Here is a 13,800-nt window from a genome sequence, read left to right as displayed (position 1 = left end):
CGTTCAGGCGGCCCGCGCCGGGACACCGGCGGCGGTGGGCGTCTTGGCCCGGGCCGGGGCGACCGGGGGAGCGGAGAGCGTGGGGTCCACGGTCAGCAGGTCCACCCCGAGCGGGGCGGCGGCGGCGCGCAGCGCGGACTCCGAGAGCCGGATCCACGGCTGTCCGGCGCCGAGCGTGGCGACCAGCCGGTCCGGGGCGCTGAAGCCGACGGCGGTACGGGCGCCCAGGGGCGTACGGAACAGCCGGAGCACGGTCTCCGCCCCTCCTCCCGGCCGGACGGGGACGCAGAGACATCCGGCCGGGGCGGGTTCGTCGGGCTCGGGGTCCTCGGGGTGGCGGAACAGGCACATGGTGGTCCTCCTGGCGCACGGGCGCGTGGTGGGTCGGCGCGCCCCGGGCGCGGGGAGGCGGAACCGGGGCGCGCCACCGAAGCTAAGCCCGGCCGGGCCCCGCCAGGACCGCCCCTGACGAGCCCTTGACGATCGCTCACCGGCCTCTGACGGCCCCTTGACGCGGTGGGACGCGGTACGGCCGCCCGGACTCCGCCATCCCGTACGGGTCCCCGGGCTCCGGCGGGACGCCGTGCGGACCCCCCACTCCGGCCGCGTCCCGTACGGGTCCCCTACGGGCTCCGGCGTGGCGGGCTCAGCGGCGGGCTCCGGTTCCCGGCGGGACCGGCTCGCGGGGTCGGCCCGGTTCCGGCCCCCGGTACGGCGGGGTCAGCGGGGCGCCCGGCCCCTGGCCAGTGCGGCCGCCCGGTCCAGCGGCCCCCGGTGCACGGGGCCGTGACCGGGCGCCAGCACATCGGCCGGCAGCCGTTCCAGCACGGCCAGCGAGGCGAGCGCCCGGCTCCGGTCCCGGTGGAACATGCCGGGCAGCAGCTGCGGGCCCCGGAGCCGCGAGGTCGGATGCCCGGTCACCAGGGCGTCCCCGGAGAGCAGGACCCCGGGGCCGGGGAGCAGATAGGCGCAGTGCCCGTCGGTGTGGCCCGGCGTGGGGACCGGCACCGGGCCGCCGGGCAGGTCCAGCGGCGCGCCCGGCGACCCGTCCGGCGCCCCCTCCGGCGTCCTGTCCGGCAGCGCTGCCACCGGGAAGGCCCCGGCCCCGGTCACCCGTACGTCGCGGGTGCCGCCGGACCGCAGGGCGCGTACCGCCCAGGGCGCCACCCCGGGGCGCCAGGCGGCGCGGAGCACCTGGCCGGGCGTGACCTGATGGGTGAACGCGCGCCGGAGGTGCGGTACCTCGGCCGGGTGGCCGAGCACCGGTGTGCCGTACCGGCGGTGCAGGGCCGCCGCCGAGCCGATGTGGTCCGAGTGGGCATGGGTGACCAGCACCGCCGTCACCGCCTCCGGGGTGTGCCCGAGCGCGGCGAGCGAAGCCAGCAGCCGGGCATGGTGGCCCGGATAACCGGTGTCCACCAGGGTGACCGCGTCCCCGTCGGCGAGGATCACCCAGTTGGTGTCGCCGCCGTGCACGAGATGTGCCCCGGCCGCCAGCCGGACGAGGGCTCCGTCGCGCATCGTCCCGCCCCTCTCCGCCCCCGGTGGGGGCCGCCGCTCACCCGGGCCGCCAGCCTACGCACCCCGGCCGCCCGGGACGCGGGCGCGCCGCTCGCCCCGCCCGGCGGCACCCGGAGTTGTCGGGGGCCCTTCCGAGGGAGCGGGAGGCCCCGCTCCCTCGGAAGGTGCCGGGTGCGGACCCCCGCCCCGGCCACCGGGATCCGGCCGGGCCCGCCCCGGCGATCCGGCCCGGTCTCCGGCGGGGGCGTTCGCGCGTCACGGCCCGGGAGAGCCCGGGGGCCCGAGGGGGCGGGCGGAACCGGGAGGGGGTGGCCGGGCCCTGGCCGTACGCCGGCCCGGTGCCGGGCCCGCCCGGCGATCCGGCCCGGTCTCCGTCTCCGGTGGGGGCGTTCGTGTGTCAGGGCCCGGGCCCGCCCGCCGTGAGTCGGCGGTGACCGGCGACCGGTGGCCGGTGACCGGCGACCGGTTGTCCGCCGGTGACCGGTCGTCCGCCGGCGGGCTCAGCCGCCCGGGCGGTGGCGGTAGCCGGCCACGATCCCCACGACGGCGTTGAAGGCCCGTACGGTGTCGGCCGGCCGGGAACCGCCCAGCGGGGTGCCCAGCCGCTCGCCCCGGTAGACCTGCCGGGGGTTGGAGTACCGGTTGATGCGGGTGCAGGGCCCGCCCGTGGCCCGGCGGCAGCTGGACTCGTACGCCTCCAGCGTGGACCAGGCGCCCGACGCCGGGAAGTAGCCCCGGGCGCTGCTCCCGGCCCGGGGAGTGGTCACATAGTCGTGCTGGGCGCCCAGATTGTGGCCGAGCTCGTGCGCCAGCGAGTGATGGGCCAGCGAGCTTCCCGCCACCACGCTGTAGCCGTACGCGGAGGTGGCGGCGGTGATCCGGCGCGGCCGGTGCGCCAGCCCCGCCGTCCCCCGGCCGGCCACTACCACGGTGACCAGATCGGCGCCGGACCGGTCGCGCAGCGCGGGCAGTCCGTCGGCCACTCCGTCCCCGCGCCGCGCGACCGCCTTGAGCAGCGCGTCGCCCACCGCGTCCAGCCGCGCGGGCACGTCCGTCCGGCCGATGCCGACCAGCCGCAGCCGGGCCCGGACCCCGCTCGCGGTGAGTGCCTCCGAGGCCGAGACGGCGGCCGCCGTGATCCGGCCGCGCAGCACGGCCTCGCCACCCGCCTCCCGGGCCGCCCCGGCGGTGAAGGCGGCCAGCAGGTCGATGGTGGCGATGCCCGGTGCCGCCGCCCGCGCCGCGGGGCGCCCGCCGGGCGACTGCTGGGCCGGCGCCGGTGCGGTGGCGCCCAGGAGGAGCGCCAGCACCAGGGCCGGCACGGCGGCGGCCAGGGGTGAGTACACCGCGTGCACGATGCGCATGTCGGTCCTTCCGCGTGCCGGGGCCCGGCCGGTGGCGCGGCCCCGTGTCGTCCACCCGGCCGCCTCGGCCGTCTGACCGAGCATCTGCGCGAAAGGCGCTCCCGCATGCGAAAGGTCCCGCCGATTCACCGGGACGGCGGGCGCGTGGCCGGCCGGGCGCCCGCGCGGGCGCCCGCTTCCGCCGGGCGGGTGCCCGGTCCCGCCCGGCGGCCCGGGGCGCCTGCGCTCGGCGGGCCCGGGGGCGGCCCGCGCCGCCCGGCGCCGGTGGAGGGGCGGGCGGGTACCGCCGGACGGCGGCGGCCTCCACCCGGGGTGCGACCCGGAGCTCACCCGGACGGCGGGCGCGCGGACTCCACCGCCGGGGCCAGCAGCAGCCGGGCCGCCTCGCGGGCGCTGCGGGCCGGGGAGGGCGCGCCCGAGACGGCCGCGAGCGTGATCGCCCCCTCGGCCAGCAGGGCGATGTGGTCACCGGTCGCGGCGGTGGCCCCGGCCTCCACCGTCAGCCCGGCCAGATAGCCCCGGAGGGCGTCCTTGTGGTGGCGCGCGGCGGCGGCCACCTCCGGCGCGGTGCCGCCCAGCTCACCGAAGGCGTTGACAAAGGCGCAGCCCCGGAAGTCCGGGGCGGCGAACCAGCGGTCGAGCCAGTCGAAGACCGCCAGCACCCGGTCGGCGGCGGAGCCACCGGCCCGGTCCACGGCGGCCGCCAGCTCCTCCCGCCAGCGCCGGTCCCGCCGCAGCAGATACGCCTCCACCAGCTCCCCCTTGGAAGGGAAGAGCTGGTACAGCCGCCGCAGGGTGACCCCGGAGGCGGACCGCACAGCGTCCATGCCGACCGCCTGAATGCCGCGGCCGTAGAAGAGTTCCTCGGCCGCGTCGAGCACCTGGGTGCGGATCGCCGTCTCGTCTCCGCCGTCCATGCCGCCACTCCTCCAGGGGATCGGAGCCGTCCCGGGGCGTGCCAGGAGACCGGGGTTGCCGTGAGAACCAGCGTTCTCATACCGTAGCGTACCGAAGAGAACGTTCGTTCTCGCCGCAGTGGAGCCCGGTGCCGCCGCCTGACGGGGCGGAACCGGACACCCCGGCCGAAGCCGAAGGAGCCCCTTGTGTCCGCCCTGCCCGACACCCCCGGTACGCCCGACACCCCTGCTGCCCCGGCCACCCCCGCCGTCTCCGCCGTCTCCGCCGGGCCCGGGCCGCGTCCGCCGCTGCCCCCGTTCACCGAGGAGACCGCCCGGCGGAAGGTCCGGCTCGCCGAGGACGCCTGGAACACCCGTGATCCGGAGCGGGTCGCGCTCGCCTACACGGAGGACTCCGAGTGGCGCAACCGGGACGTCTTCCTCACCGGCCGTCCCGCGATCGTCGCCTTCCTCGCGGACAAGTGGCGGCGCGAGCTGGACTACCGGCTGCGCAAGGAGCTGTGGGCGTACACCGGTGACCGGATCGCCGTGCGGTTCGAGTACGAGTACCGCGACGCCGGCGGGCAGTGGTTCCGGGCCTACGGGAACGAGAACTGGGAATTCGACGCCGACGGCCTGATGCGCAAGCGGTACGCGAGCATCAACGACGTACGGATCACCGCCGGGGAGCGTCGGCTGGGCGGCTGACCGGCCGCGGCCGCCGGGTGGCGCGGCCGGACCGGGTGTGTGCCGAATGGTTGCGGTCGCGACCTGCGGGAACGCGGACCCCCGACCCACCGGCGAGGCGGCGTCCGCAGACACAGGTAGCCGGAATCCCGGTTGTTCCGGCATCCCGGTGTCCGGTACCCGACCCGCCCGCCGGCCGGACCATCCGAGACGACCCCTCGGCCGGAGCGGCGGACTTCCGCTCCGGCCGGACGAACCGCCCCGACGGAGGCAGCATGACCGACGACCGCCGGCCGCACGACCCGGTCACCCGGCACCCCCGGCCGGACTTCGCCGACCAGGAACAGGACCATCCCGGCTGGACCGGCCCCATGGATCCACCACCCGACCACGGGGAGGACTCGTACGAAGGCGCCGGGCAGCTCGCCGGGCTCGCCGCCGTGGTGACCGGCGGTGACTCCGGGATCGGCCGGGCGGTGTGCCTGGCCTTCGCACGGGAGGGCGCCGATGTGCTCTTCACCCACCTCCCGGAGGAGGCGGACGAGGCCCGGGAGACCGCCCGGCTGATCGAGCAGGCGGGTCGCGAGGCCGTCGCGGTGGTCTGCGACATCCGGGAGGAGACCGAGTGCCGCGCGCTGGTGGAGCGGGCGGTCGGCGCGTTCGGCCGGATCGACGTGCTCGTCAACAACGCGGCGTACCAGATGGCCCAGCCGGACGGCATCGAGGCCATCACCACCGAGCAGTTCGATCGGGTCATGAAGACCAACCTGTACGGAATGTTCTGGCTCACCCGGGCGGCGCTGCCGCACATCCCCCGGGGCGGCTGTGTCGTCAACACCACCTCGGTCCAGGCGTACCAGCCCAGCCCGCCGCTGCTCGACTACGCCATGACCAAGTCGGCCATCGTCGCCTTCACCCACGGACTGGCGCAGATGGTGGCCGGGCGCGGCATCCGGGTCAACGCCGTGGCCCCGGGGCCGGTCTGGACGCCGCTGATCCCGGCGACCATGCCGGACACCGCCGAGTTCGGCAAGCAGTCGCCCCTCGGCCGCCCCGCCCAGCCCGCCGAGATGGCCCCGGCCTATGTCTTCCTCGCCTCGCCCCGGTCCAGTTACATCACCGGCGAGATCGTCAACGCCACCGGAGGCACCCCCCTTCCATGAGCCCCCGACTCTCCACGGCGTGGCACCGGCTCCGCTGGGAGGTGCTGGCCGTCGGCCGGTCGGTGCGCCGGGCCCTGCGCGGGCCCGGCACCGAACGGGACCTCGCCGTCCAGGCGCTCAAGGCGGCCGGGGCGGCGATCCTCGCCTGGGCGATCGCCGGCTGGTGGTGGAAGGCCCCGCTGGCGCTGATGGCCCCCTGGACGGCGGTCGTCCTGGTCCAGAGCACCGTCTACCGGTCGGTGCGCGCCGGCTTCCAGCAGGTCGTCCTCATCGCCGCCGGCACCGTGATCGCCGCCGGCGCCGCCGGCCTCACCGGCAATGTCATGGGCGCCATGGCGATCACGCTGCCGCTCACCATGCTGCTCGGCAACTACTGGCGCTTCGGCGACCAGGGCGTCTACGCCTCCACCACCGCCCTGTTCGTGCTGGTCTACGGCACCTACAGCGGGATCGGCATGCTCCACCGGCTGCTGGAGACCCTGCTCGGCGCGGTGATCGGGATCGCCGTCAACGCGCTGATCCTGCCGCCCATGCATCTGCGCGGCGCCTATGAGTCGGTCTGCCGGCTGCCGGAGGACGCGGCCGCGCTGCTCCGCGCCACGGCGGACGGTGTCACGGAAGGTTACGGACGTACCGACGCCCAGAAGTGGTCCGGCTCGGCCCGCGGTCTCCGCCGCTTCCTCGACGACCTGGGCAATGCCCGGACCTGGAGCCGGGAGAGCCACCGCTTCAACCCGGGCAGCCGTCTGCGGCGCCCCCTGCGGCCGCTGCCCTCCAGCGAGTGGGAGAGCGCCTGGGGCGGCATCGTGGACCATCTGACCAGCATCGCCGGACTGCTCGACGACGCGGTGGGCGAGCAGCCGCGCCTCACCCCGCCGCCCGACTCCGTCCTCACCGACGAACTCCCGGAGCTGCTGCGTGCCGCGGCGGAGGTCTGCGAGGCCGACCACGCCGTGCTGGACGGGTCGCGGGCAGCGGGCACGGGCGGCTCCGGCGCGGGCGGTCCGGGCGACGGCTCCGCGCCGCCGGACCGGAACGCCGCACTGGACCGGGCCTGGGAGGCGCACGGGCGGATGCGGGCCGAGATGGCGGTGGGCGACCACGACACGGCCATCTCGGTCGGCGGCCTGGCCGCCGCCACCCAGCGGCTGCTGCACGACCTGGCCGACGCCCGGCCGGATGTTCCCGACCAGTGCTGACCGGCTCGGCCCGCACTGGTCGGAGGCAGCCGGAGCGGACCCGCCCGCTGACCGGGCCGGGGAACCGGGGAAGGGAAGCGGAGGAAGGCCGCGCCAGGGGGGAGCGACGGGGCCGGGGGAGCGACGGGACGGAGGGACGGCGGCGGGCAGGGGAGACAGCGGAACGGGCCCGGCCGGTGGCCGGGCCCGGCCACCGGCCGGTCAGGCCGGCGCGCCGCCGCTGCCCTCCGGGACACCCGGCTTCTCCGGGACACCCGGCCGAGCGCCCTCCGCCAGTCCGGCCCGCTCCTCGGGCGGCCAGGTGCGGGTGTCACGCGGCTCCACGTACGGCTCCTGGGAGGCCGGCATCCCCCCGCTGATCGCCCGCTGCCGGGCCAGCTCCGCGTCCAGCTCCAGACCGAGCAGAATGGCGAGGTTGGACAGCCACAGCCAGATCAGGAAGGTGATCACCCCGGCGAGGGTGCCGTAGGTCTTGTTGTACGAGCCGAAGTTCGCCACATAGAGAGCGAAGGCGCCGGAGGCCACCAGCCACAGCAGCACCGCCACCACACTGCCCGGGCTCAGCCAGCGGAAGCCCAGCCCGTGCACATTGGGCGCCCGCCAGAAGAGCAGCCCGATCATCAGTACCACCAGCACGAGCAGCACCGGCCACTTGGCGATGTTCCAGACGGTCACCGCCGCCTCACCGGCGCCGATCGCCTGCCCCGCCCGCCGGGCGAGCGGACCGGTGAAGACCACGATCACCGCGCTCATGGCCAGCAGGACCATGAGCACCAGCGTCAGCCCCACCCGCAGCGGGGTCAGCTTCCACACCGGCCGGCCCTCGGGGAGGTCGTACACGGCGTTGGCGGTACGGATGAAGCCGCCCACATAACCGGAGGCCGACCAGACGGCCGCCAGCAGACTGATGATCGCCACCACCCCGCTCGCCCCGGCGTTGCCCTGGAGCTGCTCCACCGCGTTCCCGAGGATGTCACGCGCCGGTCCCGGGGCCAGCTTGCGCAGGTTGTCCAGCACGGTCCGGGTCGCGGAGGTGCCGATCACCCCCAGCAGCGAGACCAGCACCAGCAGCGCCGGGAAGATCGACAGCACGCTGTAGTACGTGAGGGCGGCGGCGCGGTCGGGGAGTTCGTCGTCCATGAACTCCTTGCCGGTGCGTGTGAGCACCGCCCGCCAGGAGCGGGCCGACAGCTCCGACGGCTCGCCCGGCGCCCCGGATCCGCCCGGGGACGGGTGCGCGCTCTTTTCCTTGTCATCACCGGTGTGTGCCATACGGCAGAGGGTTACCCGGCAAGGGTGACTCAACCCGCCGTATCCGCACTCCGCGCCCACCGCGCGCGACGGCGGGCCGCGCGGCAGGGTCGGGGGAGGACACGCCCCCGTCACCACGACATCAGCCCCATCAGAACGAAGACTCCGAGGAGGCACATCCCCCATGGCCATCGCGACGGTGAACCCGGCGACCGGTGAGACCCTCAAGACCTTCGACGCGCTGGACGAGGCCGCCATCGAGGAACGGCTCGCCCGCGCCGCCGAGGCGTACCGGCACCACCGCACCACGGACTTCGCGGAGCGCGCCCGGCTGCTGGAGCGCGCGGCCGAGCTGCTGGAGAAGGACACGGACGAGATCGCCCGCACCATGACGACCGAGATGGGCAAGCCCGTGGGCGCCGCCCGCGCCGAGGCGGCCAAGTGCGCCAAGGCCATGCGCTGGTACGCCGCCAACGCCGAGCGGCTGCTCGCGGACGAGCACCCGGACGAGGCCGACGTACGGGACTCCGGCGCCGTCCGGGCCCTGGTGCGCTACCGGCCGCTGGGCCCGGTGCTGGCCGTCATGCCATGGAACTTCCCGCTCTGGCAGGTCGTACGGTTCGCGGCGCCCGCGCTGATGGCGGGCAACGTGGGGCTGCTGAAGCACGCCTCGAACGTCCCGCAGACCGCGCTCTACCTGGAGGACCTCTTCCGGCGGGCCGGCTACCCGGAGGGCTGTTTCCAGACCCTGCTGATCGGCTCCGGGGCGGTGGAGGCGATTCTGCGCGACCCCCGGGTCGCCGCCGCCACGCTCACCGGCAGCGAGCCGGCCGGGCGCTCGGTCGCCGCCGTCGCCGGAGACGAGATCAAGAAGACGGTGCTGGAACTGGGCGGCAGCGACCCCTATGTGGTGATGGCGTCGGCGGACGTGGCGAAGGCGGCGGCCACCGCCGTCACCGCCCGGGTGCAGAACAACGGCCAGTCCTGCATCGCGGCCAAGCGGTTCATCGTCCACACCGATGTCTACGACGACTTCGCGGAGCGCTTCACCGCCGCGATGGCCGCCCTGGCGGTGGGCGACCCGTTGGACGAGTCCACCGACGTCGGACCGCTCTCCAGCGAGCAGGGCCGCGACGACCTGGCGGAACTCGTGGACGACGCCGTGGAGCGCGGCGCCGTGGTGCGCTGCGGCGGCCGCCGGCCCGAGGGACTGGACCGGGGCTGGTTCTACGCGCCCACCGTGCTGGAGGGCATCACGCCGGAGATGCGGATCCACCAGGAGGAGACCTTCGGCCCGGTCGCCACGCTCTACCGGGTCGCGGACGCCGACGAGGCCGTGGCGGTGGCCAATGACACCTCGTTCGGGCTGAGCTCCAACGTCTGGACCCGCGACCGGGACGAGGTGGAGCGCTTCGTCCGGGACCTGGAGGCCGGCGGAGTGTTCGTCAACGGGATGACCGCCTCGCACCCGGCGCTGCCGTTCGGCGGCGTCAAGCGCTCCGGGTACGGCCGGGAGCTGGCCGGCCACGGCATCAAGGAGTTCTGCAACGCCACCACCGTCTGGGAGGCCGACTGACACCTCCGCCCCGGTCCCGCCGCCCCTCTCCGTGAGCGGCGGGACCGGGCCCTGCCGGGGCCCCGGACCGGCTCCGCCGGTCACCGTCCCGCTACAGCGGCTGGATCACCTCGTCGCCCGGCGGCGGGGGCGGCGGGGTGCCGTCGCCGAAGGGCCGGCCGCCCAGCTGCTCGCGGTGGTGCGGCGACCGCCAGCCGGTCAGGTCCGGGCCGCGCGGCACGATCCGGGACGGGTTGATGTCCGCGTGCACCTGGTAGTAGTGCCGCTTGATGTGGTCGAAGTCCACCGTGTCGCCGAACCCGGGCGTCTGGAAGAGATCGCGGGCGTACGCCCAGAGCACCCGGTCCTCGGTGAGCTTGTTGCGGTTGCACTTGAAGTGGCCGTGGTACACCGCGTCGAACCGGACCAGCGTGGTGAACAGCCGGATGTCCGCCTCGGTGATCGTGTCGCCCACCAGATAGCGCCGGTCCGCGAGGTGCTCCGACACCTGGTCGAGCCGGGCGAACAGCCGGGCGTACGCCGCGTCGTAGGCGTCCTGGCCCTTGGCGAAACCGGCCCGGTAGACGCCGTTGTTGATGTCCTGGTAGATGCCCTCCATCCGCTCGTCGATCTCGTCCCGGCGCCCCTCCGGGTAGAGGTCGGGCGCGTCCGGGCGGTGCAGCTCCCGCCACTCGGTCGCCAGGTCGAGGGTCAGCCGCTGGTAGTCGTTGGTCACCAGCCGGCCGCTCGCCGCCTCCACCAGCGCCGGCACGCTGACCCCGCCGTCGTACCCCGGCTCCCGCGCCCGGTACGCCTCGGCGAGGAAGGCGATGCCGAGCACCGGGTCCCGGCCGTCCGGGTCCAGGGTGAACCGCCAGCTGCGCTCGTCCTGGATCGGATCCGCCACCGCCACCGGGAGGGCCTCCTCCAGCCCCAGCAGCCGCCGGGAGACCAGTGACCTGCTGGCCCAGGGGCAGGCCCGGCTGACCACCAGCCGGTACCGCCCGGCGGCCACCGGCCAGCCGTCCCGCCCGTCGGCGGTCACCCGGTCGGTGAAATGGCTCCGGGACCGCCGGAACTCCTGACCGTCGCCGTCGCCGTTGTCGCCGTCGTGGTCCACCTGATCGTCCTTCCGCTCGGCGCGCCCCGGAGCCGCCGTACGGCCCCGGGCGGTGCACCGCGCCGGGTACCCGGCCCCGGCCGGACGTACCGGGACTCACCCCGGCCGGCCGGGCGCCCCGGCGCGGAGGGCGGGCACCGCGGCGGGTCCCCGGCGCACGCCCGGCCGGAAGATCATGATCACCATCCGGGCCCCCGGCGCCCCCATCGGATGCGCGGCGCACAGGGTGACCCAGCCGGGCCCCAGCAGGGTGTGGTCGACCGGGCGCTCGTCGCCGTCCAGCCCGACATAGGCGTGGGACTCCTCGTAGAGCGGGGCGGCGAGCGGATCCGCCAGCACCTCCCGCTCGATGGCGGCCAGCGTGCGGTCGCCCGGGTCCGCCGCCAGCGCCGAGCGCAGCTGCGGCAGCAGCCGGGGTGCCCAGGCCGTCTCCCAGTCCCGCAGCACGTTCCGGGCCGCCGGGTCCACGGCCATCCAGCGCATGATGTTCGACGGCGCCGTGCCGCCCGGGAAGAGGGCGTCGAACCGGGGGTTGCGGGCGAGCAGGTTCCAGGAACGGTCGCTCACATACGCCATGTGGCTCATGCCGTCGAGCGCCTCTTGCCAGGCCCCGGGCACCTCCTCGCCCGACCGGGTGTCCAGCGGACGCGGCGGGTCCTGGCCGGCCGCGTACCGCCACAGCGCCGTCCACTCCTGCTCGGTCAGCCCCAGCAGCGCGGCCACGTCCTGGAGCAGCTGCACCGGCGGGTTGGGGTAGCGCCCGGACTCCAGGCGGCCATAGGTGTCCGGGGCGCGGTGCAGCAACTGGTCGATCTGCGCCTGGGAGAGCCCGGGCGCCCGGCGCCCCTGACGGGTGGGGCGCGACAGCCCGAGGCTCTCCGGTGCGATGAGCGCGCGGCGTTCCCGCAGCAGGGTGCCCAGTGCGGTCTTGTCCATGACGGTTCATTCCTCGGGGACGTGCGGTGGCCGGATCTGCGCGGCCCGGCCGGGGCCCGGTTCCGGCGGAGGCTCCGCCGGGAGGGGCGGGCGCCCCGGTCGCGCGCCCGCGCGCGGGGCCGCACCAGTACGCTGACGGGTGGGAGGACGGCGATCAAGCGTCCGCGGGTTGCGTGTGTGCGCATGGCGCACACACGCCGGTGCGGCCGGGGACGCGAACGGGGGCAGGGGATGACGGAAAACGACGATTCCGGGCATTCGTCGTCCGGCCCTTCGGTGCCTGAGCCGCCTGAGGTACCTGAGCCACCGGCATCACCCGCGCCGTCCGTGCCACCGGAGCGGCCCGCGCCGTCCGTGCCATTGGCGCCGCAGCCCTCGTCGTTCGCGCCCTCCGTGTCTTCCGGGCCTTCCGGGCACGGCCCGTCCGGGAGCCCGCCGTCCGGGCCCCCGCGGCCCGGACAGCCGCTGCCCGCGCCGGACTTCGGGGCCGGATCCGCCGTGGGGGAGCTGTCGGCGGAGGCCAGGGAGCTCTATGTCCGGATCGCCCGGGGCGTCCCGGCCGGCCCGGCGGACGGGGCCGCCCTGGGGGAACTGGAACGCTGGCGGCTCGTCAGGACTTCCCCGGACGCGCCCGATCGCCCCGTCGCCCTCGACCCCCGGCAGGCCGTACGGCTCCGGCTCGACGAGCAGCTGCGCGAACTGACCGCCCGGGCGGCCGGGGTGGCGGCGACACCCGCCGTCGGGGACGAACTCAGCCCCCATTTCGAGCGGGCCCGCTGGCGCTCCGGCGGCGGCAGCGAATTCCTGGCCGGCGCCGAGGAGGTCGGGGCCCGGATCTGCCAGGCCGTCGAACAGGCCGAGCACGAGGTGCTGGCGGCCGAGCCCGACCGCCCAGGACCGGCGGGGCGCGGCGCGGAACGGGAGGCGCTCGCCCTGGCCCGGGGCGTCCCGGTGCGCGTCCTCCGGGCCGACAGCGCCCGCGACGACCCGGCGGCCCGGGCGTGGGTCGCCGCCATGACCGCCCGGGGCGTCCGGGTCCGCACGCTGGGCGCGCCGTTCCAGCGGTGCGTGGTGATCGACCGCCGGCAGGCGTTCGTCCCGGACCATGTCGGGGGCGCCGGGCCCGCACGGGCGGCCTGGCACGTCCTGGACCGGGCCCTGGTCGCCTTCATCGCGGAGGGGTTCGAGAACGCCTGGGAGCGCGGCGAGGTGTGGCACGGCGAGCCGGCGCGCACGGCTCCGGCCGGGTCCGGCGGGCTCACCCGGCGCCAGCGGGAGATCCTCACCGACACGGCGGCCGGGGTGGACCAGCGGCTCACCGCCCGCCGCCTCGACATCGGCCTGCGCACCCTCACCAAGGAACTGAGCGTGCTCCGCGCCCGCTGGGGCGCCCCGACCCTCGCGGCCCTCGCCTATCAGTGGGCGCTCTCCCCGGAACGGCGGCCGGCCGCCCCGGACTCCGGCCGGGTCCCCGCCCAGGACCACGGGCCGGACTCCGGCCGGGGCTCCGCTCCGGACTCCGGCCCGGCTCCGCACCCCGGTCCCGGACCGGACGCGTGACCGGCGGCCCGGCCCCGGACAAGGCACCCGGACCCGGACCCCGGGGTTGGAGGACGGCCGGCGGGACCCGGGACACGGCCGACGGGGGCGGGGCGGCGGCCCCCCGAGGCCAGGGCCCGGGATCTTCCCGTACGGCCCGACGGGTCTTCCCGGCAGCGGCCCGGGAGGTTTCCCGCAGAGCCCGCCGGGTCTTCCCCGCGGGGGCCGGCCGGGGCGTGCCCGTACGGGCCGGGAGGTTTCCCGGAGAGGCACCCGGTTTTTCCCTGAAGAAACGTCAGCGGAAAACCCGGCCGGACTGTTGCATGCTGAATGAAGTCGGTCGTCACCGGCGCCTCCGGGTGCTGACGATCCATCTCCTGTTACGGGGGGCGTAATCCGCGCCTCATGCCAGAACCGGCAGCGCAGGGCACGGGCAGCGTGCCCTGCCGGGCATCGCGCGGATTCCGCAGGGCCGCTGCCAGGGCCGTGCGGAAACAGAACCGACCCCTCTCGGTGCGTTCCCCGTAACAGGACCTCCCGCGCGGCCCCCGAACCCGGGCCGCGTCCGG

General features: G+C 76.0%; 12 protein-coding genes. 5 read left to right on the top strand and 7 right to left on the bottom strand.

The window, feature by feature from the left end; all coding sequences use genetic code 11:
- Positions 1–3: 3 nt before the first annotated feature.
- The 4 genes from NX801_RS14135 to NX801_RS14120 form a co-directional block, all read right to left on the bottom strand.
- Entirely contained in the window at positions 4–351 is a 348-nt protein-coding gene (locus NX801_RS14135) for an SAV_915 family protein (protein WP_258788035.1), read from the bottom strand.
- A 369-nt stretch (positions 352–720) separates the two neighbouring features.
- Entirely contained in the window at positions 721–1,521 is an 801-nt protein-coding gene (locus tag NX801_RS14130; protein WP_258788034.1) for an MBL fold metallo-hydrolase, read from the bottom strand.
- A 500-nt stretch (positions 1,522–2,021) separates the two neighbouring features.
- Complete coding sequence (locus NX801_RS14125) at positions 2,022–2,885, bottom strand: zinc-dependent metalloprotease (RefSeq protein ID WP_258788033.1); 864 nt, start codon at positions 2,883–2,885, stop codon at positions 2,022–2,024.
- Positions 2,886–3,211: 326 nt separating this feature from the next.
- Positions 3,212–3,802 carry a TetR/AcrR family transcriptional regulator gene (locus NX801_RS14120; protein ID WP_258788032.1) on the bottom strand — a complete coding sequence of 197 codons (591 nt, stop codon included), beginning with the start codon at positions 3,800–3,802 and terminating at the stop codon, positions 3,212–3,214.
- Between the two features lie 288 nt (positions 3,803–4,090).
- On the opposite strand from NX801_RS14120, the gene NX801_RS14115 reads away from it, so the two are divergent.
- The 3 genes from NX801_RS14115 to NX801_RS14105 all read left to right on the top strand — a co-directional run bounded on the left by NX801_RS14115 (position 4,091) and on the right by NX801_RS14105 (position 6,830).
- Positions 4,091–4,489 (top strand): nuclear transport factor 2 family protein, encoded by a 399-nt coding sequence (locus NX801_RS14115; RefSeq protein WP_258788101.1) that lies wholly within the window; start codon positions 4,091–4,093, stop codon positions 4,487–4,489.
- Positions 4,490–4,743: 254 nt separating this feature from the next.
- Positions 4,744–5,631, top strand: coding sequence for an SDR family oxidoreductase (locus tag NX801_RS14110; protein WP_258788031.1), 888 nt, complete (start codon positions 4,744–4,746; stop codon positions 5,629–5,631).
- Positions 5,628–6,830: an FUSC family protein gene (locus NX801_RS14105; protein WP_258788030.1), complete on the top strand. Its 1,203-nt coding sequence runs from the start codon at positions 5,628–5,630 to the stop codon at positions 6,828–6,830. Before NX801_RS14110 ends, NX801_RS14105 begins: the two co-directional genes overlap by 4 nt.
- Before the next feature lie 201 nt (positions 6,831–7,031).
- Here the strand turns inward: NX801_RS14105 and NX801_RS14100 are convergent, their stop codons facing one another.
- Positions 7,032–8,102: a YihY/virulence factor BrkB family protein gene (locus tag NX801_RS14100; RefSeq protein WP_258788029.1), complete on the bottom strand. Its 1,071-nt coding sequence runs from the start codon at positions 8,100–8,102 to the stop codon at positions 7,032–7,034.
- Between the two features lie 163 nt (positions 8,103–8,265).
- Between NX801_RS14100 and NX801_RS14095 the strand changes: the two genes are divergently transcribed.
- Complete coding sequence (locus NX801_RS14095) at positions 8,266–9,657, top strand: NADP-dependent succinic semialdehyde dehydrogenase (RefSeq protein WP_258788028.1); 1,392 nt, start codon at positions 8,266–8,268, stop codon at positions 9,655–9,657.
- A 91-nt stretch (positions 9,658–9,748) separates the two neighbouring features.
- Here the strand turns inward: NX801_RS14095 and NX801_RS14090 are convergent, their stop codons facing one another.
- Together NX801_RS14090 and NX801_RS14085 are read right to left on the bottom strand one after the other, a co-directional pair.
- The gene (locus NX801_RS14090; protein WP_258788027.1) at positions 9,749–10,756 is read right to left on the bottom strand and encodes a glutathione S-transferase family protein; all 1,008 of its coding nucleotides are present in this window, start codon (positions 10,754–10,756) and stop codon (positions 9,749–9,751) included.
- A gap of 96 nt (positions 10,757–10,852) precedes the next feature.
- On the bottom strand, positions 10,853–11,692 hold the full coding sequence (locus tag NX801_RS14085) for a helix-turn-helix transcriptional regulator (RefSeq protein WP_258788026.1): 840 nt from the start codon (positions 11,690–11,692) through the stop codon (positions 10,853–10,855).
- Positions 11,693–12,190: 498 nt separating this feature from the next.
- Here NX801_RS14085 and NX801_RS14080 point away from each other — a divergent pair, with 498 nt between their 5' ends.
- Positions 12,191–13,252, top strand: a complete 1,062-nt coding sequence (locus NX801_RS14080) for a TrmB family transcriptional regulator (protein WP_258788025.1) — start codon at positions 12,191–12,193, stop codon at positions 13,250–13,252.
- Positions 13,253–13,800 lie beyond the last annotated feature (548 nt).

Origin of the sequence: Streptomyces pyxinae (genome assembly GCF_024756275.1) — a bacterium.
Lineage (GTDB): Bacteria > Actinomycetota > Actinomycetes > Streptomycetales > Streptomycetaceae > Streptomyces > Streptomyces pyxinae.
Note: the sequence above shows the minus strand (reverse complement) of the source record. Positions and strands in the feature narration are given on the sequence as shown.

What these genes read in the sequence shown, in the direction of transcription:
- NX801_RS14135 (WP_258788035.1), bottom strand. Translation starts at nt 351, where the DNA reads ATGTGCCTGTTCCGCCACCCCGAGGACCCCGAGCCCGACGAACCCGCC.
- NX801_RS14130 (WP_258788034.1), bottom strand. Translation starts at nt 1,521, where the DNA reads ATGCGCGACGGAGCCCTCGTCCGGCTGGCGGCCGGGGCACATCTCGTG.
- NX801_RS14125 (WP_258788033.1), bottom strand. Translation starts at nt 2,885, where the DNA reads ATGCGCATCGTGCACGCGGTGTACTCACCCCTGGCCGCCGCCGTGCCG.
- NX801_RS14120 (WP_258788032.1), bottom strand. Translation starts at nt 3,802, where the DNA reads ATGGACGGCGGAGACGAGACGGCGATCCGCACCCAGGTGCTCGACGCG.
- NX801_RS14110 (WP_258788031.1), top strand. Translation starts at nt 4,744, where the DNA reads ATGACCGACGACCGCCGGCCGCACGACCCGGTCACCCGGCACCCCCGG.
- NX801_RS14105 (WP_258788030.1), top strand. Translation starts at nt 5,628, where the DNA reads ATGAGCCCCCGACTCTCCACGGCGTGGCACCGGCTCCGCTGGGAGGTG.
- NX801_RS14100 (WP_258788029.1), bottom strand. Translation starts at nt 8,102, where the DNA reads ATGGCACACACCGGTGATGACAAGGAAAAGAGCGCGCACCCGTCCCCG.
- NX801_RS14095 (WP_258788028.1), top strand. Translation starts at nt 8,266, where the DNA reads ATGGCCATCGCGACGGTGAACCCGGCGACCGGTGAGACCCTCAAGACC.
- NX801_RS14085 (WP_258788026.1), bottom strand. Translation starts at nt 11,692, where the DNA reads ATGGACAAGACCGCACTGGGCACCCTGCTGCGGGAACGCCGCGCGCTC.